Raw genomic sequence first — 24,324 nt, forward strand, 5'->3', positions numbered from 1 at the left:
CAACCAAAACTACCCTACCAACGGAACTTGGATGCATGTCGCCGTTACCTTCGACGGAACAAAAACTACCATGTATATCAACGGTGTGGAAGACAATTCAGCAACATACGCTCCTGTGACCATCAGACCTAATACCACTAATTTGCAAATTGGCGCTTGGGACGGTATTAATAGGTGGACCGGTGACCTTGATGAAGTCAGGCTGTACGGAAGAGCACTCAGCAGTGCCGAAATATTAAATTTGGCAAATTCAGGAGGAGCTTTTAGAACAAATGACAATCCGGTCATAAAAGGTGGATCAGAAAACTCTCAAGAAAATAATTCAGCTCTCGAAAAAAATACCCAAGAAATAGATAGACCAGGGGTTACAAGGATGTTCCCAAATCCTGTATTCGATCTGATCAACCTTAAACTTTCTAATTTTCAGGAAGACCGGGTACAGGTAAGTATATTTGACATGAAGGGCATTCTGCTTTTGGACCAAGAATTTGAAAATGAAAACGGAACCTTGGTGTTGGATATTTCTAAACTGAGCTTAAAACCCGGTACCCATGTCCTACTGGTCAATACCAACGGTAACCAACAGGTATTTAAGTTTCTGAAGAAATAAAAAAAATAAGCCATAGATTAAAAAAACAAGGAAGAAATACCCTTGTTTTTTTGCTTTATATTCCTTGTTTTGATCAGTTCAATCAACTCTTATAAAATTAATAATTAATCCAAAAAGGAGGATAAAGTGCAATCAACGTGAATATTTTCGGGTTAAATTAGAAAACCAATGTTAGTCCCATATACTTATTAAAGGAGCAATAATCAACAAAATAGTTTAAATATTATTTTACATTTATTCATGAAGTTTAAAATAAAGATAATTTTCCTGTATCTCAACTATTTCAAAGATAGTTTGTCCAATAACTTCGACATACAATTCCTCAAATATGTATAAACTTATCACTTTGTTCAACCTCAATTTGCAGCTTAAGTATAGCATAGCTTTGAATAAACTGATTGTTATGATTTTCTTTGCAAGCTCAACAGCATTTTCGCAAATATCTTACAATATGGATTCTACCAAAACCCTTTCATTCCCTGGTGCCGAAGGATTCGGGAAATTCACGAAAGGTGGACGTGGGGGATTAGTTTTTATTGTGACCAACCTTAATGATAGTGGACCAGGCAGTTTAAGGTGGGCATTGGAAGCAAAAGGACCAAGGATAATTGTTTTTGAGGTTTCAGGCACAATTTATTTGGAAAGCTCGATTAATGTAAGGAACCCTAATGTTACCATTGCAGGTCAATCCGCTCCTGGTGAAGGTATTACCGTTGCCAATTATTGGCTAAATTTTGCCAATATGCACAACATTATTGTCCGATTCATTCGATTCAGACCTGGAGATGTATCCGGAGAAGAGAATCAAGCCGCCTATGGCATTTATATGGAAAATGCCATTTTTGATCACTGTACTTTTTCATGGTCAACCGACGAGATTGCAACATTCTACAAAGTCAAGAACTTCACCATGCAGTGGTCGATAATTTCAGAAGCCTTGAACAACAGTGTGCATTCCAAAGGAAAACATGGATATGGATCAATAACTGGTGGCAAAAACGTCTCTTGGCACCATAATTTGATTGCTCACGCAACTGAAAGAATGACCATGTTCGACCACACCGGGCTTTATAAAAGCGTTCAGGAAATTCAGGATTGGAGGGGCATATCAGATTTTCGGAACAACGTTATCTACAACTGGCAAAGTAGGGCTTCTTCCAATGGGGCAGAAGGTAGTTTTAATCTGATCAACAACTATTATAAAAAAGGACCCGCTTCAGAAGGGAATAGAGTCGATTTTATTTTGAACCCTCAGAGAACCGGAAATGGAAGCACCTATTCTTATGGCAAGTTTTACGTAGATGGAAATATCCTTGAAGGAAACGAAAAAATCACTCAAGACAACTGGTCCGGCGTTAGGCTTGAAAATACTCCTTTACATAATGAGTTTTTTAGAAAAGTAAAGGTTTCGGAGCCTTTCTATATTCCAAATGGAATTTATTCTTTTAAGGAAACAGCTAGGGAATCATATGAAAAAGTACTCAGTTTTGCAGGAGCTAGCCTTCATCGGGATCAAGTTGATAAAAGAATTATCCATGAAACAAAGTCAGGAACTCATACTTTTCTTGGCTCCAAAGGTAGTGAGGGCGGAATAATTGATAGCCAAATCGATGTCGGTGGATGGCCTGAATTAAAGTCCCTTCCTCCTCTTCAAGATTCTGATAGAGATGGTATGCCCAATATTTGGGAAGTAAAAATGGGGTTAAATCCAGAAAAAGGGGATGCACGATTTTTTGATTTGGATCCTAACTATACAAACATTGAAGTTTATTTAAACAGCTTGGTAAATCACTTAATGGATAATTGAGAAAGGCTGCTAAGTGATTCTTTATAAATTAAAAAATAGCATATCAATTTAAAAACTTGTTAAACATAAGATGAAGTTCATAGGCTTGGATGAAAGATTAAATAATGAAATATTTGACAATGTTGGATTTTGTGCTAGACCATTAGTCCCGATAAAAGTGATATTGCCCGTTATTATAGATTAACAATATAGGTTTTGAAAAATATCAATCTAACTTGATTTAAATATAGGAGGATGTTTTTTTCTTTTTGGTTAAGTGTTTCTTCTGGAAATCTAGCACAGTTTGGTTAATATCCAATGTTCCTATGGAGGATGAAAAGTGAACTTTTTAGTCAATTTAAGTCTCTACACTCAACTCAGCCAGCCAAGAGGGAATATTTGTACCTACATAATTGGTTATATTTTGATCCTCATTTTTTTGCCATCATTCACTCAAAAACTGTTATATAAATATCAATTTTTGATTCAAGTGTTTATTTTATAAAATTTATTTCAAATTAATCAAACCTGAAAGCTTAATCACCCATCTAAAAGCCTTCAGAAAAATAATTTCTTTTCCTTTCTTAAAAAATGGAAGGAATGGTTGTACCCATTTGGTTTTTACAATAAACAACCTAGTAATATATGAAATTTAGTTTTATTTGGATTACCCTTTGGTTATTTGCCCAAATAGCCTTTGCCCAAAACACCACTATCCCTGCATTTCCGGGTGCGGAAGGGTTTGGAAAATATACTTCGGGTGGACGCAGTGGCAAAGTATATATTGTGACCAACCTTAATGACAGTGGACCTGGGAGTTTAAGGTGGGCATTGGAAGCAATAGGACCAAGGATAATTGTTTTTGAGGTTTCGGGCACAATCTATTTGGAAAGTTCAATTAATGTAAGGAACCCTAATGTTACCATTGCAGGCCAATCCGCTCCTGGTGAAGGCATTACCGTAGCCAATTATTGGCTGAATTTTGCCAATATGCACAACATTATTGTCCGATTCATTCGATTCAGACCAGGAGATATGTCCGGAAAAGAGAATCAAGCCGCCTATGGCATTTATATGGACAATGCCATTTTTGACCACTGTACCTTTTCATGGTCAACCGACGAGGTTGCAACATTCTATAAGGTTAAGAACTTCACAATGCAGTGGTCGATAATTTCAGAAGCTTTGAACAATAGTGTGCATTCCAAAGGCCTTCATGGATATGGATCGATAACCGGTGGCAAAGATGTATCTTGGCATCATAACTTGATAGCTCACGCAACTGAAAGAATGACCATGTTTGACCACACTGGGCTTTATAATAGCCTACAGGAAATTCAGGATTGGAGGGGCATTGTGGATTTTCGGAACAACGTTATCTACAACTGGCATAGCAGGGCTTCTTCCAATGGGGCTGAAGGTAGTTTTAATCTGATCAACAACTACTATAAAAAAGGACCCGCTGCCGAAGGGAATAGAGTCGATTTTATTTTGAACCCTCAGAGAACCGGAAATGGAAGCTCCTATTCATACGGTAAGTTTTTTGTTAAGGGTAATTTATTAGAGGGCAATCCTGCGATTAACTTCGACAATTGGAATGGCGTGAGGTTGGAAAACGCTGAACTTCACAATGAATTTATCAATCAGGTAAAAGTAACGACACCCTTCACAATATCTAGTGATATCTATAAATTTGAAGAATCAGCACAGGAATCTTATCAAAAGGTGCTCGATTTTGCAGGAGCAAGTTTATACAGAGACCCAGTAGATCTAAGGATTATTAATGAAACCAGAACCGGAACTTTTACATACAAAGGATCCAATGGAAGCACAGGCGGCATCATCGACTCCCAAAAAGACGTGGGTGGATGGCCTGTTTTAAAATCATTACCGGCTCCAAAGGATACTGACCGGGATGGGATGCCGGATGTATGGGAAGCTGAAAATGGATTGAATCCGAATTTGGCTGATCACAATGGCTATAAGCTAAGTAGTAGCTATACCAATATTGAAGTATATATCAATGGTCTTGTCAAGCATATTTCTGAACCAGACGCTGTGGTTGCCCCTTCTACCCCCCAATTGGAAAGTCCCTTGAATAATGCCGTTGGGATTGCTAAAACCACTCCACTGAAATGGAAAAGTGCCTCTAATGCACAAAGTTATCAAATACAAGTCTCCAAAACCCAAGATTTTGGCACCTTGGTTACCAATGTAGAAAATTTGACTTCCCTTCAATATGCTGTTCCAAATCTGGAAGATAATACCCAATATTACTGGCGGGTCAGGGCAAAAAACAATACAGGAACAAGTTCATGGTCTTCGGTTTGGAATTTCAAAACTCTACAGCCTTTATCGGTACCGGAAATCCCAAAACCTATTAATCCTAGCAACGGAAGTAAGGACCTTCCAAATACTCTGCTACTGGAATGGAGCAAAGTGACAGGTGCGCAAACTTATCGTGTACAAGTTGCTAAAGACGCCACATTTTCCTCGATGGTTTATGATATTTACAATTTGACTGGACAAAACATTGAGGTTAAAAACCTTGAGCCAGGTTCCTCCTTTGCTTGGAGGGTCAGGGCAACAAATGAGGCCGGAAGTAGCAACTTTTCAGAGGCATGGACTTTTTCCACTCAAGTAAATACTACAACCGAAGTGATTTCTGTAACAGGTGTTACCCTTAATCCTACAAAAGCAAGTATAGAAATTTCTAAATCATTACAAATCAACGCCACAGTTTTACCCTCGAATGCAAGCAATAAAACTGTTTCCTGGATTTCTTCTAACCCAAGCATTGCAAGTGTAAGCCCTTCAGGGTTGGTAACAGGAATAAAAAGCGGGACAGCCTTGATTACTGCCTCATCGCAGGACGGGAATTTTACCTCCACTTCCGAAATCACCGTGGCTACCAATGTGCCAATGGGTATTTCCGGATTTACCTTGGTAAATGCCGATTCCGATTCTGATATCGGGAGTATATCCGACGGAAATCATCTGGATATCAATGAAATTGAGGGATTGAACCTGAATATCCGGGTAAACACCAATCCAGGATTAGTGGGTAGCGTTGCTTTGAGTTTAACAGGTCCTGTCAATGCAAACATTACAGAGAATGTTGCTCCATATGCATTGTTCGGTGACAACAGGGGGAATTATAATGGAAAATTATTGCAGGCGGGTGAATATACTTTGGAAGCTGTACCTTACCCAGAACCCAATTTAGGCGGAACTAAGGGGAATCCAATGACTGTCAAATTTACTATCGGAGAAAAAATTTCCGCACCTGCAAGTCCTAAACTTTCAAGTCCACTTGACAATAGTACGGGATTGTCCACTACCTTGAAACTTGCTTGGAACGCAGTTGCCAATGCAGATTCTTATGGTATTGAGGTTTCTAAAAATCCGGATTTCAGTTCTTTGGTGATCAACAACAACAGCCTGAAAACAAACGAATTTACTGTTTCTGGACTGCAGGAAGATACCACCTATTTTTGGAGGGTAAGGGCAACAAATTCCTCTGGAAGCAGCCCCTACTCTACTGTTTGGACTTTTAGGACAATCAAACCGATTGTGGTGCCTGCTGTCCCGACACTCCTCAGTCCTTCCGATGGAGCAAAAGACCTAAGCCTTTCCCTAAGTTTGCAGTGGAATGCCGTGACAGGTGCCAAGACTTATCGCGTCCAGGTTTCAAAGGAAAGCAACTTTGCTACTCTATTTCTCGACAATACTTCGGTAACTACAAATTCTCTCCAGGTCAATAACCTTGAGGAAGGCTTGACTTACTATTGGAGAGTCAGTTCGACCAATGAAGCCGGAAACAGCAGCTTTTCTTCAGCATGGAATTTCACAACGAAGCCACCTACAAACGAAGTCATACCTGTGACCGGAATTTCTATTGATCCGACAAAAGCCGACTTGGAAGTTTCCAAAACATTGCAATTGTCAGCTACGGTTTTACCTATCAATGCAAACAATAAAACAGTTTCATTTACTTCTTCCAATTCAAGTATTGCAAGTGTAAGCCCTACTGGCTTGGTAACTGGAATAAAAAGCGGTGCCGCCCTGATTACCGCCACATCGGAGGATGGAAATTTTACGGCTATTTCTGAAATTACCGTTTCCTCCCCTGCGGCATTGGGTATTGCCCAATTTACATTGGTCAATGCGGACTCGGATACCGATATCCTCGAACTTACAAACGGCAGTATTTTGGATATCAATCAGGTTTTGGGGTTGAATTTAAATATCCGTGTCAACACCAACCCAGAAACCGTTGGTAGTGTAGCCATCAGTATTTCAGGCCCTGTCAGCGCCACTATCACAGAAAATGTGGCTCCTTATGCCTTGTTTGGAGACAGCAATGGCAATTATAATGGGAGAATTTTACCAGAAGGATCATATTCGTTGGAGGCTGTACCCTATTCAGAACCTAATTTTGGAGGAATCAAAGGCACTCCCCTTTCAATCCAATTCTCGATTGCTGAAAAGATTTTGGCACCTGCCATCCCTACACTCAGCAGTCCAGCTGACAACACTACCGGCCTGGCAACTAGCATAATACTGACTTGGAACCCTGTGGCCAATGCAGAAACTTATGCCATTGAACTTTCTAAAAACCCGGATTTCAGTTCATTGGTAGTCAACAACAACAGCCTGAAAACAAACGAGTTCACTGTTTCAGGACTTCAGGAAGACACCTCCTATTATTGGAGGGTAAAAGCGACAAATTCCGCAGGAAGCAGCCCCTACTCTACTGTTTGGACTTTCAGGACTGTCAAACCGATTGTGGTGCCTGCGGTCCCTACACTCCTCAGTCCTTCCAATGGAGCAAAAGACCTAAGCCTTTCACCAAGTTTACTGTGGAATTCCGTGACTGGTGCAAAGACTTATCGCATCCAAATTTCGAAAGAAAGCAGTTTTGGTACCATCCTGATCGACAATGCAACTTTGACCGGAAATACTTTTCAAGCCAATAACCTCGAGGAGGGAGTTACCTACTATTGGAGGGTCAATGCAGCAAATGAAGCAGGAAACAGCATTTTCTCATCAGCATGGAGTTTCCAGACAAAAATTTCATTAAAAGCTCCGGTAGCACCGACTTTGATCAATCCTTCTGATAAAAGCACCGATTTGGCAACCACCTTGAAATTATCTTGGTCTGCTGTCGCAAATGCAGAAACCTACACGATAGAGCTTTCTAAAAACCCAGATTTCAGTTCATTGGTAGCCAACAACAACAGTCTGAAAACAAACGAGTTTACTGTTTCAGGACTTCAGGAAGATACCTCCTATTATTGGAGGGTAAGGGCAACAAATTCCGCAGGAAGCAGCCCCTACTCGACCGTTTGGACTTTCAAGACCATCAAGCCTCTTTTGACTCCGGAGGTACCAACTCTATTGAGCCCTCTTGATGGAGCAAAAGATGTTTCTACTAACACAAGCTTGCAATGGAATGCAGTAACCGATGCAAAGACTTATCGCATCCAAATTTCGAAAGAAAGCAGTTTTGGTACCATACTAATCGACAATGCAACTTTGACAGGAAATACTTTTCAAGTCAATAGCCTCGAGGAGGGGGTTACCTACTATTGGAGGGTCAATGCAGCAAATGAAGCAGGAATCAGCAACTTCTCTTCAGCATGGAGTTTCCAGACAAAAATTTCAATAATAGCTCCGGTAGCACCGACTTTGATCAATCCTTCTGATAAGAGTACAGGCTTGGCCACTACCTTGAAATTATCTTGGTCTACTGTCACAGGTGCAGAAGGCTACACCTTAGAACTTTCCAAAAATGCAGACTTCAGTTCATTGATCAATTCTAACAGCGGTCTTACCGCCAATGAGTTTGTCCTATCAGGATTAGAAGAAGGCAGTCAATATTATTGGAGAGTCAAGGCTTCCAATTCAGCAGGAAGCAGTCCATACTCTCAGGTTTGGTCTTTTACCACTAAAGAAAAAATCAATCCTCCCGCTTCCCCTACATTACTTGGACCAAACCATGAATCTGTAAGTTTGACCGGAAAGATTACATTCACCTGGACCAAATCTGAAGGCTCAATGTCCTATGGCATTCAAATTTCAAAAAGTCAGGATTTTACAATGAAGCAGGTAGACATAACAGGAATCCAAACTGAATCAATTGATATCAGCGACTTGGAGAATGGAGTCACCTATTATTGGAGGGTTTACGCTTCCAATGAAGGAGGAAACAGCGGATTTTCAGAGATATGGAAATTTGAAACCCTTGCCCTTCCTGATGTCCCTGTACTGTTTAGCCCATCAAATGGGAAGAAGGATCTGGGGTTAAATTCCACTTTGCTTTGGGAAAGTACTTTGGGTGCAGTTACCTATAGATTACAAGTTTCCAAAACAAAGGATTTTTCCCAAAATTTGATTGATCAAAGCAATATTTCCGAAACCTCATTTACTCTCGAGAATCTTGAGGAAGGCATCATTTATTATTGGAGGGTCAGGGCGAGCAACGCCGCAGGCAACAGTGCCTTTTCCTCCACATGGGAGTTTACCACTGAAAAGCCACTGAAAGCGCCAACTGCACCTATTTTGCTGAGCCCAAGTTCAGGCACACTTATGAACTTCGAGGAAGTTGTCCTTGGATGGAAAACAGTCATTGATGCCGAAAGGTATCAGGTACAAGTTTCCAAATATTCCAATTTTAGTCAGGCTATTGTTTTTGATAACAATACCGTCAGTACTGACCAAGTCCCAGTTGATGGTCTTGAACCCAATGAGGTTTATTTCTGGAGGGTAAGGGCGATCAATATTGTAGGTACAAGTCCATATTCTTCAGTTTGGAACTTCATTACCTTGCCTCTTCCTGATTTGGACTCACCTCTCCTGGTAAGTCCGACAAAGGGCGCGGAGGTTGATACGGCCTCTGTTGAGTTTGAATGGGAAACCGTGACGGATGCTGAATTCTATGAGTTGCAGTTAGCTTTAGACAGCACTTTTACCAACCAAGTAATACGCTTCTCACAAATTTTAGAAACAAAGTTCAGGGTAGACAGCCTTGAAATAGGCAAATCGTATTATTGGAAAGTAATTGCAAATGGTAAACGACCTTCAAGTGAATCGGAAATATGGAAATTTACAATTAATGAAGATGGGGATTTAATCAAAGCGAATATTTCCCCTGTTACCATAAAAACTTATCCGAATCCATTCAAAGATAAAATTACCCTTGAATTTTCAAGGCCTATTGAGGGAGAGGTATTCATCCATATTTTCGATAACAAGGGATTATCTGTATTCGAGGAAAAAGTGGATGGAATCGACGAAAACCTAATCATCATTATTCCTCCGGGATTACCTTCAGGAATGTATGTCATCAAAATTCAAGGATTTGGAGTACTCGAGAGTAAAAAGGTATTAAAAAAATAATATAAATAAATTGAATCTGACATAATAAAAAAAAATATATGATTCCTAATAAATGCCCTTAAAAAATTTTAATAATTAGTTTCATAGATTTGTTGTTGTGTTTTAAAAAGCGTTTCTTGTAGTAAAATAAGAAATGATATGACTATATTTGAATTCATGCTGTATCCTTTGCTGAGTCTAAATATGGGATCTAAATCAAAGAAAACAGTGAAAATTAAGTTATGATGTGTAAAACTTTAGATTCATAAAACTAAACTATATTGTTTTAATAACAAAAACTCTTTAAATGCAGAAAATGCAAAATGAGAAGATCACTTAAAAGCGGAACTGTGGGGTAAAAAAAAATTTCTCTCCATACAAGCCTTTCGGCGTTTAGATTTATGACAGCTACTCAAAAAAGACTTTCTTTTCTCGAATTCAAAAGGCAGATTGGACTTTAGAGAGTTGAAACCGCTTTCAGGCTTATGAATAAAGTCAAGGCCATGAAGAGCGAAACAGATTTTCAATACCAATAGATAGGCATAGTTGATTTTGATGACTTTTTTTGTGGAAAAGACGACAAAAAAACAGGTTAAAGATAATCTCAAAAGGGGAATTAGAAGCCGGAGGTAAATAAATATTTCGGTAGCCCTTGAATCCATTCCAAAGGGAAACCCTGATTTGTTTGAGAAAATCGAGGCATGCGGATATTTTAAAATGAAGGTTCTTGGAAAAATCTATCCAGAACATGTTAACAAATTCATAAAAAGAATTTAAGGGAAAAATAGTAATGTTCACAAACAAAAACACAGCATACTTGGATATTTCGGATGTAGTGGACAGACAATATGTGGTGATATCTGATTAGGGAATTTGTAACGAATCCCTTAAATGGGTTCATAAAGGAATTAATAACCTTAAAAAGTAGCTTGAAGGAATCCAACTATATGACTACGAATAAGTATTTCCAAAATTAACTCAACTAATTCGTGTATATTCTTTAAAAAGAATATTCCGTTGAAAGGTAATTGATATAATGGATATTTCGGATGTTAATCCTTTTGTCAAACGATGAGGATAGACAAAAAAAAAGGATAAATCTGAATTTGAAAAAAAGATTATCCTTTTTTCAAAAAACAAAATTGTAAATTATATTCTTGTTTCATCACTCTTTGAAACCTTGCATTTAGAAAAATAATCTTTGTCATTTAGTGTCAATGACTTTCTGAGTTTATTTTATTGATGTTTCTTGGTTAAAAATACGCAAAGCCATGAACATCTTTGAATTTATTAATCATTTTCCAAACGAGGAAAGTTGTGAGATTTTCTTAAAAACCTATCGGGATAATACCGGCATCTATTGTAAGACGTGTAAATGTATCTCAAAACACTATTGGTTCAGTGGAAGGAAGTTTTTTGAGTGCAGCAAATGCAGAAGAAGATCTTCTCTTAAATCCGGTACAGTAATGGAGTCGAGTAATCTTTCTTTACACACCTGGTTTACCGCTTTTCTGTTGATGTCAGCTACCAAAAAAGGGTTTTCTTGTCTTGAATTTCAAAGGCAATTAGGTTTGAAAAGATATGAGACGGCTTTTAATCTCATGCACAAGATAAGATCAGTAATGGGAAAAAGAGATGATTTGTATTTTCTTAAAGGTATAGTAGAATATGATGAAGCCTATGTTAGAAAAGCAACCCAGCATGAAGTCCAAAAACGTCTCAAACGTGGCAAGGGAAGCCAAAATCATGCGATTGTAGCAGTGGCATCGGAATCCACTCCGCTTGAGGACCCTGATTCGGGCATTAAAAGCCGACATTGTGGATTCTTTAAAATGAGAGTACTTCAGGATGTGACCAAAGAATCTGTAGAACAGTTTGTTGCAGAGACAGTGACTCCAAAATCGGTCCTTTTTACCGATAAAAACAGTGCATATTACAACCTTGAAAGACTTGTAGAAGAACATGTTAAGGTTAAATCATCTCCGGATTCCACATCAGGAGATTTAAACTGGGTACATGTAGCAATAAGTAACCTAAAAAAGAACCTATTAGGAATATATCATATGGTCAGTGAAAAGTATTTACAGAATTACCTAAATGAGTTTGTCTATAAACTGAACAGAAGATACTTTGGAGAAAAATTGTTCAACAGATTAATTGTAACTTCTATTTACCCGTATGTGCAACATTCCGAATAGTCAGTTTTTATAAAAATTTAGTTAATAAATTCCATTATTATATGAAAAAGAACATGAAAATTTTCAAATACTTTTTTCTTCTTCTAATCGTAAGTATAATTTCAGTTGAATTAATTTTACGGTGGTATGGACTACATGATTTACCTACTTACAGGGAGGATGTTGACTATGAATACATACATCATCCCAATCAAAAAAGGATGGTTTACAGGAATTATTTCTTTACCAATTCGTTTGGAATGAGAAGCGGTGATATTGACAATTCAAAAAGAAAAATACTACTTATAGGAGATAGTGTTATAAATGGAGGGAACAGAAATTCAAATGAGCAATTAGCTTCGACAATCATTCAATCTAATTTAGGAGATTCAATCCAGGTACTTAATGTTTCTTCAGGAAGTTGGGGGCCAGATAATGGCATGCAATTCATAAAAAAACATGGTGGTTTTGATGCTCAGTTAATATGTCTTGTATTTAATAGCCATGATGCAGGAGATGTCATGGATTTTAAACCTACGGTTAACATAAATCCAGTTAAACCTGGGAAAAATGACAAATTTGCTTTGATGGCTTTTAGCAGGAGATTCTTACTCCCCAAAATAAAAACAGGATTAAACAACAATTATGAAGAAAAAGAATATATTTTGAAGGAAACTTCAGAATTGAATCCCGGATGGAAGTTTTTTTTAGAATACTGTGTAGCAAAAAGAATTCCATTAATTGTTTATCTGCATGCGGAGAGAAATGAATGGAAAAAAAGAAAATACAATGCAGAAGGAGAAAAAATTATTAATTTTTGTAAAGAAAACAACATTAAATTGGTCAAAGATATCGACGTTTTAAAAGAGGAGTACTTCTCCGATGGCATTCATTTAAACAAAGATGGGCAAAAAATGATTGCCGATATTTTAAGTCCTATAATTGAAAAAATAATAGATTAAAGTATAATACCGCTAAACTAGTATGTAAATAGCTGATAATTATTGTGTTAATGATCAAATAAAGCTTCAATAAGAAGGGAGTATCGAAATCCTAAAAACCTTAATTGGTAATGAATTCAAGTTTAATATAAGCTAGGAAAAATTTATCATCGAAAGTAGGACTTCGGTGAAAGATTTTTAATTTTAACGACATTAAATCTACACAAATTTCTTCTTATCTATTCCCTTTTTATGCCTTTCAAGTCTTACTCCATTTTGGATTAATAAAACCAAAATTTAAGGCTTTAAACAAATGAAAAAATGTACTTTTACGCTACAAATAAATATTATTTATGTAGTTTAAAATTAAGCTATTATTCAAGATTGCTTCCTTCTCATAATTCATCAGAAAATATTGGAGTTTTAAGTTAAATTTTAGATCAAATTTATAATTGTCAATAATCTACTTATGTCAAAAATATTATTTTCTCAATTTCATAATGTTGAATTGATTGTTGAAAAGGGAAACCCTCTTGGTGGTGCTGCAGTTCAGAGTCTTGTTTGGATGCAAGCTTTCCATGAACTCGGCTACGAAGTCAGCCAAATGAAATTTGAAAATGACAATCGCCCCGTCAAAGAAAAATTTGATTGGGTAAATTTGGTTCCCGTGTATAATCCGGCTAAAAAAAGAATCCGGTCATGGTATACATATAAGTTGCCTAGGTATTTTGAGGTATTGAAGAAAGAAAGACCCCAATATGTTTACTCATCCATTCCAAAATGGTATTTTTTTTATATCAATATTTTTTGCAAAATATTTAAAATAAAACATATAATTAGATTGCCAAGTGATGAAATGGTGGACAATCGAATTTACCTAACAGAGAGTAAAATCGATGCCTTCTTCATAAAACTTAGCTATTATACTGCAGATCTTATTCTAGCGCAGAACGAATACCAGTACCAGCAAATCAAAAAAGTTTTTCCGAAAAAACAAATTTTAAAGGTCTACAACCCAATTGTTGTCAAGCAAGAATTTCTAAGAAAAAAGAAAGCCAGGCAAGGATACTTTGCTTGGATGGCAAACTTCCGCCATAGAAAAAATTTGGCTTTGCTATTTGAAATTGCTCAGACACTTCCAATGGAGCAATTCAAGATCGCGGGAGTGCCCCTCAGTCCTTTGGATGAAGAAACCGCTACCAGCATCGTTGCACTCAAGAAACTTAACAATGTCGAGTTCATGGGTGGGATTGCCCGTGAAGAAATTCTACCATTTTTGTCCAAAGCAAAATACCTTTTGAATACTTCCCGCTACGAAGGATTTAGCAATACTTTTCTCGAGTCAATGTGTACAGGTACACCTGTTTTGACCACGGACACTGCTAATCCAGACAACCTGATTCTTGACCAGGAACTTGGATTTGTTTATAAGAATGCAAGTCAGCTGGCAAATAAAATCAAGGAAATATCAGAACTGGACTACCTAAAATGGTCAGCGAATTGTATCAAATATGTGAATTTGAACCATGACCATATATACCTTGGAAGAATACTCAAAAATAAGTTGGAACAACTATGAAAAATGAATTAGATTACTGTGATCCTTTTTAATTTAAATATGATAGCAACATTCTTCCCAAAGCGAGATGGTCATGATTCTTTTTTACAAAATCAATACAGTTATGGGACTTTCTAAGGTAAGATGCCAGGTCAAAATCTCCAAAAACCCTTTTAAGATCTTCAGCACTTTGATATATAATCCCTAATTCATAATCTGTAATGATACCATCCGGATTCACACTGCTTGTAGAAATTATAGGAGTACCTACTACCATACTTTCCAAGAAAGTATTACTAAATCCCTCATACCTCGAAGTACTAAGTAGGAACTTTGCATGATTTAGAAACTCCAAAACCTCATCTCGCTTGACTACCCCCACAAACTGAACATTACTAAGGGCAGATAATTTATCCAAAAATTCTTCAGTCTCTGCATCTAAAGGGTTTAACGGTTGACCTGCAACTTTGAAAGTTTCTGAGGGAAAGGCTGTTGCTACTTCGAATAGCAGCCTGAGATTTTTCTGATGGCGAAAATTGGCTAACCAAGCGATATATCCCTCCATTCTCTTCTTCGGTTTCAAAAAACGTTGATCCAATTCAATCGGATTGAATAGTTTCTCGACGCGGGTATTTGGGAAATTCCTTTTCAAAGTTTCAAATTGAAATTTATTTTGAGCAATAACCAAATCTGCAAGCTTGTAGGACAAATCGCGCATCCAGTTTTGATGTCTCGGAACCTGAGGCATTAAAGTAGAATCTACATCAGGGTCATTTGCAACCCTAATAATATGCTTTATTCCAAGCAACTTACAAATAATCGCAATAAAAAAAACGTGCCATGTTGGAATTGAAGAATATATAATATCAGGTTTCTGATCCCTAAAAACCTGAAAAATTTTTGGGAACCTATATGTAAACCAAACAAGTTTTTTTTTGTATGCCAGAGAATCATAAATTGGAGTCAATTTGACCCAAGAGTATTCCACTAACTGTTTTCGAAGATCATCAGAAAACTTCGCCAAAAGTATTTCCTGACCCAATTCGTTTAAAGACTTCATCCAAACCATAGTTTCGACTACTGAACCTCCTCTTGGTTCTCCTCCCTCCACTACTAATTCGACGTTTTGTGTCTGTGTAAAAAAAATTCTTGCCATTGATTATCCGTATTTTGTTAGAAAAAAAATTAAATTATTTTTTAGATCAAATCTGACATTAAAATTGACAAAAACTTAATTATTATTTTCTAAAATAGAAATAAAGTCCTTACCTATTTGAATATGCCCATGGTGCATATTTATATATTCGCAACAATTGTTGGACATTCTACCGTAAACATTTTCATCGACGGATTTAATCTGTTTCCTGAGGTCCTCTGCGGTTGAATATACAAGTCCCAACTCGTATGTATCAATTATTCCATCAGGATTCACCGAATTCGAAGTCAGTATTGGAGTACCTGTCGCCATAGCCTCTAGAAATGTATTGCTAAATCCTTCATATCTTGAGGTGTTGAGAAGGAATATCGATTTGGAGAAAAAATCAAGAATTGATTCTCTCCCAATCGTACCAACGAACTCCACATTCTCCATCTCCCTAAGTTTATTCAGGTATGTTGATGTTTCATCATCCAACGGAAGGAGTGGAGCGCCAGCTATCTTGAACCGATACTCCTTGAATTCTTCAGCCAATTCATGCAGGAGCTTTAGGTTTTTTTGGAACCTAAAATTAGCCACCCACGCCACATATCCATTCATGGCCTTCTTTGGTACCAAATATTGCGCATCAATAACGAAGGGATTGTAAAGTAGGTGAATTCTTTTTCCCGGAAACATCTCAGTCAACCTACTAAATTGATATTTATTTTGGGGAAATATAAATTCAGCCAAACCAAATGCCCTGTAAATCAAGAATCTTCTTCCAGGTGTATGGGTAATTAGTATCCGTTTATCCAACATGTTATCATTTGCAATGCGCAAAATTAACTTTACACCAAGCATTTTACACATAATCGCTGTAAAAAAAGATGACCAAGTGGGAATGGATTCATATACGAAGTCAGGATTGGCATTTTTCAGGTGCTGAAAGTATCGCGGAAAACGATAAGAAACCCACCTTAACCATTTGATGCCTTTGTTAGGGTCATAGCTTGGTTGGAATGTAATCCAATCAAAACCAGGTTTCAGAGCACGCTCATCCCCTAAATTGCGAGATTGAATGACACTATACCCCAACTCATGCAAAGCCTTCATCCAAACAAAGGTTTCAACAACAGCCCCTCCCAAGGGATTCCCCCCCACTACCATTAATTCTACATTGTCGGTCTGGGTAAAAAGTATACTTTTCATAAACAGTAATTATTCTTAACCTTTAAAGAAAAGGACATTGTTAGTTCGATAATTTGGTAAAAGCAAAAAAACCTTATTTTGTGCCAATGAAGGGTGACATGTCTTTTAAGAATTTCAAATTTTATGAGTTTTTTTAAAAAAAGCAAGCTATTAAGTATATATATCCTGAATCATATCCAAAAATTCCCTAAAGAAGAAATGTAACACAGCACTTAAGTTGAAATGAATGAAGCTAATAGCTATTAAAGGAACAAAACTTTGTTGTGTTCTAAATCTGCTGATCCATAAAAACTTCAAGAAATCGCCTTCAAAATAAATTATTACAAAATTATTTCTCTGAAATTATGTCAATTAGCTTTTTACCCAAAGCAATATGATCATGTTTAGTACCAACATATTTCACACAATTAACCGATTTTTGTAGGTAGGCAGATTCACTTAAATTCGCCAAATAAGCGGTTAAATCTTCCGCATTTGAATATATTACCCCTAGATCAAACTTACTAATAATCTCATCCGGGTTCACTTTGGGGGTTGTTAAAATAGGAGTTCCCGTTATCATTGCCTCAAGAAATGTGTTACTGAAGCCTTCAAACTTAGAAGTGTTGAGTAGAAACTTTGCTCCTCGGTAAAAAGATAAAATTTCAGATTGTTCTATTCTTCCTAAAAAATCGACGTTGCATAGAGTTTTTAACTTTTTTAAACTATCCTCAGTCTCAGGTTCCAAAGGAATTAAAGGCTGACCTGCAATCTTGAACCGATCGGAAGGAAGTTTGGACGCAATTTCATACAAAAGGGCCATATTTTTAACATCCCGAAAATTTGCAACCCATGCGATATAGCCGCCCATTTTATCCTTAGGCTTGAAAAAAAATTTATCAATTACAATTGGGTTATAAATTAAAACGACATTAGAAGACGGAATTCGTTTCTTAATTGATTTTTGCTGGAAAACATTTTGAACTGAAATAACATCGGCTGAAGATATACCTTTAAAAATCAAATCAATTTCAGCTTGGTTGATTCCATCCCTCCTACTTGTGATATTATCGCTCGCTATTCTAACAATATGCTTTATACCAAGAATCTTACATAATCTTCCATAATAATATGTTTCCCACGTTGGAATTGCTGTATACAGATAGTCAAAGCGATACCTCAGAAGCACGAAAAAAACAATGGGAAGTCGATACCAATACCAGTACCACTTTCTTCTAATGCGATCATCATAAGTTTTCACAATGTTGATCCATAACATATCATTTTTAAGTATTCGATTGTCGCTTGATTTTTGAAACTGGTAAACCTTAAATCCAAGTTCGTGTAGTGACTTCATCCACACAAAGGACTCTATCGCAGATCCTCCCAAAGGTATGCCCCCTTCCACAAAAAAATCAAGTGTTTGGTCTTGATAAAATAAAATTTTTCGTTTTTTTGTCATATTTATTACATATTCTTACAAACAAGCATTAACATCCCTGGCTTTTTAAAAGAAATAACATTGAAAAAACGATTTTTATTCCCACAATTAAATCCCTTATTTATTTTTCGAAAAGTTATAATATCTTCACCTCTTATATTTTTTTGGATTCAACTGATGATAGTATCTATAAACCTTCGTTCTTTTTTAACAGGTCACTCAAAAAAGACAAAAAAATCTTTTTCGGCTTATCACCTTACTTCTTCTGTATCAACCTTACCGAAATCTTGGAGTTCAACCATTTTCCTAAACTCCTCAGATAATTGTTGAAGCTCTGAAAAAGATCCTGAAGCCTCAATTCTACCTTTTTTTAAGAGGTATATCTTGTCTGCATTTTTTATCGTAGAGAGTCTGTGGGCAATGATGACGAAAGTTAAGTTCCCTTTGTTTTCTTCAAAATACGATTGGATATCTCTTTCAGTGGCCGAATCCAAAGCGGATGTCGCTTCGTCCAAAATCATCAAATCCACTTTCTTGTACAATTCTCTTGCAATAGCGATCCTTTGTTTTTGCCCCCCTGATACCATAACTCCATTATTACCTAATGGCGCATCTTCACTCAATTCTAGGCTATCAAAAAAGTCTCCCAAAGAAGCCTTTTTAATACAATTCATGAAATTATTAAGGTTCTCAGAATTTTTCTCGTCCCAAAATGTTATGTTGTTGAACAAAGTATCATTAAAGATTACTGGTTCTTGGGTAATGTATCCAATATGGGATTGAAATTGTTGTATGTTGGTTTCATTTAATGGATGTCCGTTTACAAGGATGCTTCCCTTTTGTAATGGTAACAAGCCAGTAATGATATTGGTAAGTGTGGTTTTCCCACTACCGCTTTGGCCCACCAATGCGATCGTAGAATTCTTCTCAATCTTCAGATTGATATCGTTCAATAATAGGGTTTGGTCATACCCAAAACTTGCATTCTTTAACTCAACAGTATCGATACTTTGAACATCCTTACCTTTATTGTAGTCAATACCATTTGCCTTAATTTCGGCAATAAACTCCTTGTAACCGATCAAAGAACCGGAATAACCGTAAAATGTATTCCAATGGTTCTGAAAAATAATCAATTGGTTTAAGGAGCGATAAAAAAAAAGCAAACTCAAAATAATCGAACCAAGATCTGCAAGAAAGTATGTTGTTTGTACCAAAATTACCACAACCACCACAGCTATTGACAAAGGTTCCCTTGTGGCTGTCAAAATGGAATTTAAAAAGCCAATTTTTTTAAAACCATCTGAAACCTCATGTACAATATACTTTAATTTTTTACTGTAAGGCGCTACTTTTCCTGTTGCTCTTAAATATTTGAAGTTATGAATTTGTTGCATCATCACGCTATGAAAAGAATGATTGATGGATGTAATTCCTTTAGAAATTTCTTTTGTCCGCTTGTAAAGAGAATTGTAAACTAGGTTTGAAAACAAACCTCCAATGACTACCAAAAGAGCAAATTGCGGATTTGTCAAAAAAGCCAATCCTGCATAAACCATCACTGTTAAGAGAGTTTGCGAGGCTGATGCATAGCTTTGAAAGGCCAACCTAACCCGATCTATTTCAGAACTTAAGGTATTCTGAATTTTTCCTGCATCAATTTGATTGAAGTACTTATAATTGATTGTAGATATATATTCTATCGCCTCAATGCGCACATTTTCGGTGAAAGTCATATTCAATACTACTGTGTAATAAGACTCCAAAAACCGGAAGGCGCCTTTCAGGGAAAAAAAGAACAGAATCATCAACAATACATTCGTTAGGTTGAGTGAAATCCCCAGAAACTCAAACATTGTAACGTAAAAGTCTAGGTTATTTTCTCCTTCAGCCGGCTGATATTGGCCACCACTCTCCACCAACTGTAGAAGTGGCAAAAACATCGCCAATCCAAGTCCATCTAATAATCCAACAGAAAAACTAAGCAACAAAGCGATAAAAATCTTGCTTTTCAGGTAGAAGAAGAAAAAACGAAAATCATCTAGAAACCCGGTTAATTTTGAAAATTTCATTAAATATTACTTTAAAGGTTTATTTTTAAGGCCATCCTACTTATATCAATTTTTAAATTTACAAAGTCGAAAAGACCTTTGGGAAAGAAATTGCCTTTTTTAATGCGATCTCAACGGAACTGTTTAAGTAATTTCCAATATTTACTTAATATTTATTTTCAAAATGGATGACCAATAATTTTTGGATGAAATACTATTAAGCAGTCGAATAGTTGCTTTTATCTAGGTTCAAATTGGATTGAATTTGCTCCTTAAGAACTACATTATTCTTGGCATAAGGTAAACTGAATATTACTAACATCAATAACATTGCAGGGGTAGTAGTGTAACGACCATTGATAAAGAACACTAAAAAACAGGTAGAAATAAATATATACCTAATTAAATCAGCTCTATTTTTAGACTTTTTCCATACTGACAGAAATAGTGTCCCAAACATTAAAAGATAAAGTCCAAGACCAAGAAAACCACTTGAATGAATCAAATTGGTAGGATCGGTATGCAAAGACCTTTTTCCAAAAATCTGTTTTCCGTAGTTTCCACTTGAATTTAACAATCCATACCCAAACCAAGGATCATAGTCGAAATAAACAAATAAATCTCGATAAAGCAGACCAAATTCTATCATTCTATTTTCTTCGTTTAAAGATCTTGCTTTATCCAAACCACGAGCTTCAAAACGCTCAATAAATTGGTCCTTGAAAGACGTTTGGCTTAACACAACAGTAGCAACACCGGCTATTATTAAACCGTAAAGGATAAACTTTTTTATTTCTTCAAACTTAACTAATTCGATCATAGCCAGCAAAGTTCCAAACAAACACAACGCCATTACAGATCGCCTCAAGGTCAATAAAATCAAGAAAATACATACAAAATACAACCCCAAATACAATGGATTATTGTCTTTGATTCCCTTTCTAAAAATGACAAAAATAGCGTAAGGAAAAATATTATAGATATCTGAATCCATTTTACCGAATAAGACCCCACCTTTGAAACGGTAAATTTCGTAGGGATTGTATCCAAAATAAGTAGATAAAACTACATTTACCACAAACAGAGCCATCATCGCAAATGCTGAAAATGAAATTTCAGCTTCTAATTTTTCCCTTTCAAAATTTGAAAAAATCTGAGGAATTATAGGTACACATGCAAACAACCACATCAGCCCCATATACTTTTCCCAAATCAAAATGAAATCATCAACAAATAGTGCAAGTACCAAATAATAAAGAATAATTAGGTTAGAATAAATATTACGCTTCAGATAGGGCAGATTAAAAAATGCAAAAAACAATAGTAAAGCAATAAAGAAATAATAGTACAACTTATCAGGAACATATTTACCTTCATACAATCCACTTGCATAATAGATAGTAGGCATATATACTATTGCCAAAGACCCTTTTTTTAAGATCAAAACTCCTGCAACAATCGGAATCATCACCTCTAAAAGCAGAAAAAACTTTTCCATCATTTAAAAATTTTATACCTCTATTGAAGCATTGTTTATTGAATTGGTTTCATGGTTAAATTTCATTTCAGATCAACGGCGATTGAATTTATAAAACGAAACAACCCGTACAGAATAAAAAATATTCAATATATTTTTTATTCTTAAAAAGATACAAATGCTAACCATTTTAAAGGCTAAGCTTTTACAGGACTTTCTGTTTTTTTTGTTTTTCTTGTTTCATAGTATCCATAGTCGTAACCCTTGTATGTCAATTCTTTTTCAGGAATTGCGTTGAGAATTGCATATACATTCTGAAGACCTTTCTTGCTTTTAAGGTCGTTCAAATCATCCACGAAAGACTTTTCACTAAAATTGTAACGGAGTACAAATGTGATCAAATCTACATGCTTTGTTACCTCAAGTGATTGTGAAATCAAACCCACTGGTGGAGTATCTAATACTATCACATCATAAATAGGCTTCAATTGTTCAATTAAAAACCCAAATCTTTCTGAACCTAACAAATCGGAGGGATTCGGTGGAATTACACCCGCATAAATAATATCCAAATTCGGATATTTGGAAGATTGAATAATTTCAAATATCGAATCAACTTGTTCACTAAGGTAATTGGAAAGTCCAATCTTCCTTTCCAATTCAAACCCACGCATGGCATTAGGTTTGAACATGTCACAACTAATCAAAATTGTCTTCTTCTGATTCATGGCATAAATTGAAGCTAGATTGATAGCAACAAAAGTTTTTCCCTCTCCTGCTAGGGTTGAAGATACCGCTAAAGTCAATTGTCTATTTAGAGGAACTACAAATGAGAGATTTGTTTTCAAGGCTCGAAAAGATTCAGCAATAGCTGAACGTGGCTCGTTTAATACCGCCAATGAATCCAAATGTTTATTCAGAGGAATCTTGGCTACAAGTGGAACATTTATTGAATCCTCTAGATCCTTTGCGTCATTGACCTTTTTATCTACCAAATCCCTTATGAAAAGTAGGACTATTGGAAAGATAAAACCAAATATTCCAAGAAGAAGGTACCAAGCTGTTCTCTTTGTTTGTATAGGTTCACTACTTGGCCGAGCATATTCAACAATCTTGTTTGCAGCGAATGTAGATGCCATAGAAATAGCGGCCTCAGCCCTGCGCTGTTGTAAAAAGTTATAAATCGATTCATTCAGGTTCCTCCCTCTTTGGATCCTTACCAAATTTTGTTCAGTAGAAGGCAATCTGCTAAACTGTTGATTAATAGAATTGATCCTATTTTCCAGTTCGTTGATTTTCATTTGAGAAGAATTTGAAAGGTTCCTTACTAATTCTAAAATCGAAGAAGATACGTCTTGGATTTTTCTACTAATTTCCCGTACTCGAGGTGAGGCTTCGGTTTGAGAGAACAGCAGATTTGATCTTTCACTTTGTAAGGTAATTAGGTTTGAAATTAACGAGTTGAGCGTGGGATCTGAAATACCTAATCCAGAAGGTGCAATAATTTGTTCGAAACTTCCCTTTTGAAGGTAAGATATGAGTTCATCAAAATATACTTTACTTACACGCTCTCTAGAAAGCTCAGTATCGAGAATTGTCATTTTTTGAAATACAGTATTGCTTTCAGATGCCACGTCGTAAGTCCGATTACTACTTCTGAATGACTGTAAATTATCTTCAAAACGGCTCAGCGTATCCTGAACCCCTTCTATTTGTGAATCAATAAAATCAACAGTATTTCTTGCTATTCGGTTTTTTTCCTCAAGCTCCATGTCAAGAAAAACTTCCATCAATGAATTTAGATAATCCGAACCTTTCTCTGGATGTGATGCGATCAGAGATAGACTTAATACAGATGACATTTGTTCTGCAGCAAAAACCTGGAAATTGTCGCCAGTATATTGAGAAAGTAAAGAGCCTTTAGACCTTAACTCGATTAAAACCTCGCCTTCAGGTAAGTTTTTTGTCATTGTTACCTTTATCCTTAAAAGTGGATTATCCGTAAATTCTTGAAATTTGGTAGAAAATTCTTCGCTATCGGAAATATCTATTTCAATTCCAGCAGAACCGGGGATATAATGATAGTATGAACTACCAGGGAAAGACACTTTAAAAGTTTTTGAATCAGTCCATGAAATTTTGATTTTATCTGCCAAAATTTGTGCGTGATTCCAGTCTACTTCAACGTGGATTGGGGAGGCTTTGTAAATTTCCGTATCAGTAAACATCCCTGGTTCAAAATAATCGACATTAAAATCCAAACGAGCCAAGGCCCTTTCGGAAACAGGTTTGGATTTTAGAAAAATAGCTTGATTTACAACCCATTGTTCCAAATTCAGAGCATTTTGCCTATTAAGTCCTGTAAGGTTCAGTATACCATTTGCATTACTTTCATCTTTAATGAAGAACTTTCCTTCTACTTGGTAAATAGGTGGTGTGGTCATGTTATGAAAAAATGCCATGGCTGAAAAGAGTAACACAGAACCAAAAATAAATGGCCAATATTTAAAATATTTGATCAAAAACTTAAAGGGATCAAATGCTTGTTCTTTTTTTTCAATTCCGTTCATCTGCAAG

Annotated in this window: 12 protein-coding genes; 6 read left to right on the forward strand and 6 right to left on the reverse strand. The window is 36.3% G+C overall.

Annotation, left to right across the window (positions count from 1 at the left end):
* The 6 genes from NU887_RS15690 to NU887_RS15715 all read left to right on the forward strand — a co-directional run.
* On the forward strand, positions 1-610 hold a 610-nt coding region (locus tag NU887_RS15690), incomplete at its 5' end, for a LamG-like jellyroll fold domain-containing protein (protein ID WP_258424327.1).
* Positions 611-938: 328 nt separating this feature from the next.
* On the forward strand, positions 939-2,417 hold the full coding sequence (locus NU887_RS15695) for a pectate lyase family protein (protein ID WP_258424328.1): 1,479 nt from the start codon (positions 939-941) through the stop codon (positions 2,415-2,417).
* Between the two features lie 624 nt (positions 2,418-3,041).
* Positions 3,042-9,797 (forward strand): fibronectin type III domain-containing protein, encoded by a 6,756-nt coding sequence (locus NU887_RS15700; protein ID WP_258424329.1) that lies wholly within the window; start codon positions 3,042-3,044, stop codon positions 9,795-9,797.
* A 1,250-nt stretch (positions 9,798-11,047) separates the two neighbouring features.
* Positions 11,048-11,974 carry an IS1595 family transposase gene (locus NU887_RS15705; RefSeq protein ID WP_258424330.1) on the forward strand — a complete coding sequence of 309 codons (927 nt, stop codon included), beginning with the start codon at positions 11,048-11,050 and terminating at the stop codon, positions 11,972-11,974.
* Between the two features lie 41 nt (positions 11,975-12,015).
* Positions 12,016-12,915, forward strand: coding sequence for a hypothetical protein (locus tag NU887_RS15710; RefSeq protein WP_258424331.1), 900 nt, complete (start codon positions 12,016-12,018; stop codon positions 12,913-12,915).
* A gap of 448 nt (positions 12,916-13,363) precedes the next feature.
* Positions 13,364-14,473 carry a glycosyltransferase gene (locus tag NU887_RS15715; RefSeq protein ID WP_258424332.1) on the forward strand — a complete coding sequence of 370 codons (1,110 nt, stop codon included), beginning with the start codon at positions 13,364-13,366 and terminating at the stop codon, positions 14,471-14,473.
* Positions 14,474-14,501: 28 nt separating this feature from the next.
* Here NU887_RS15715 and NU887_RS15720 read toward each other — a convergent pair whose 3' ends face one another.
* The 6 genes from NU887_RS15720 to NU887_RS15745 all read right to left on the reverse strand — a co-directional run bounded on the left by NU887_RS15720 (position 14,502) and on the right by NU887_RS15745 (position 24,317).
* Positions 14,502-15,608, reverse strand: coding sequence for a glycosyltransferase (locus NU887_RS15720; RefSeq protein WP_258424333.1), 1,107 nt, complete (start codon positions 15,606-15,608; stop codon positions 14,502-14,504).
* Positions 15,609-15,683: 75 nt separating this feature from the next.
* The gene (locus NU887_RS15725) at positions 15,684-16,799 is read right to left on the reverse strand and encodes a glycosyltransferase family 4 protein (protein ID WP_258424334.1); all 1,116 of its coding nucleotides are present in this window, start codon (positions 16,797-16,799) and stop codon (positions 15,684-15,686) included.
* A 328-nt stretch (positions 16,800-17,127) separates the two neighbouring features.
* Positions 17,128-18,240, reverse strand: coding sequence for a glycosyltransferase family 4 protein (locus NU887_RS15730; protein ID WP_258424335.1), 1,113 nt, complete (start codon positions 18,238-18,240; stop codon positions 17,128-17,130).
* 230 nt (positions 18,241-18,470) lie between these two features.
* Complete coding sequence (locus NU887_RS15735) at positions 18,471-20,291, reverse strand: ABC transporter ATP-binding protein (protein WP_258424336.1); 1,821 nt, start codon at positions 20,289-20,291, stop codon at positions 18,471-18,473.
* A gap of 196 nt (positions 20,292-20,487) precedes the next feature.
* Positions 20,488-21,768 (reverse strand): hypothetical protein, encoded by a 1,281-nt coding sequence (locus tag NU887_RS15740; RefSeq protein WP_258424337.1) that lies wholly within the window; start codon positions 21,766-21,768, stop codon positions 20,488-20,490.
* A gap of 176 nt (positions 21,769-21,944) precedes the next feature.
* Positions 21,945-24,317, reverse strand: a complete 2,373-nt coding sequence (locus tag NU887_RS15745; RefSeq protein ID WP_258424338.1) for a GumC family protein — start codon at positions 24,315-24,317, stop codon at positions 21,945-21,947.
* Between the last annotated feature and the right edge of the window lie 7 nt (positions 24,318-24,324).

The organism is Aquiflexum gelatinilyticum, from assembly GCF_024741135.1.
Taxonomy (GTDB): domain Bacteria; phylum Bacteroidota; class Bacteroidia; order Cytophagales; family Cyclobacteriaceae; genus Cognataquiflexum; species Cognataquiflexum gelatinilyticum.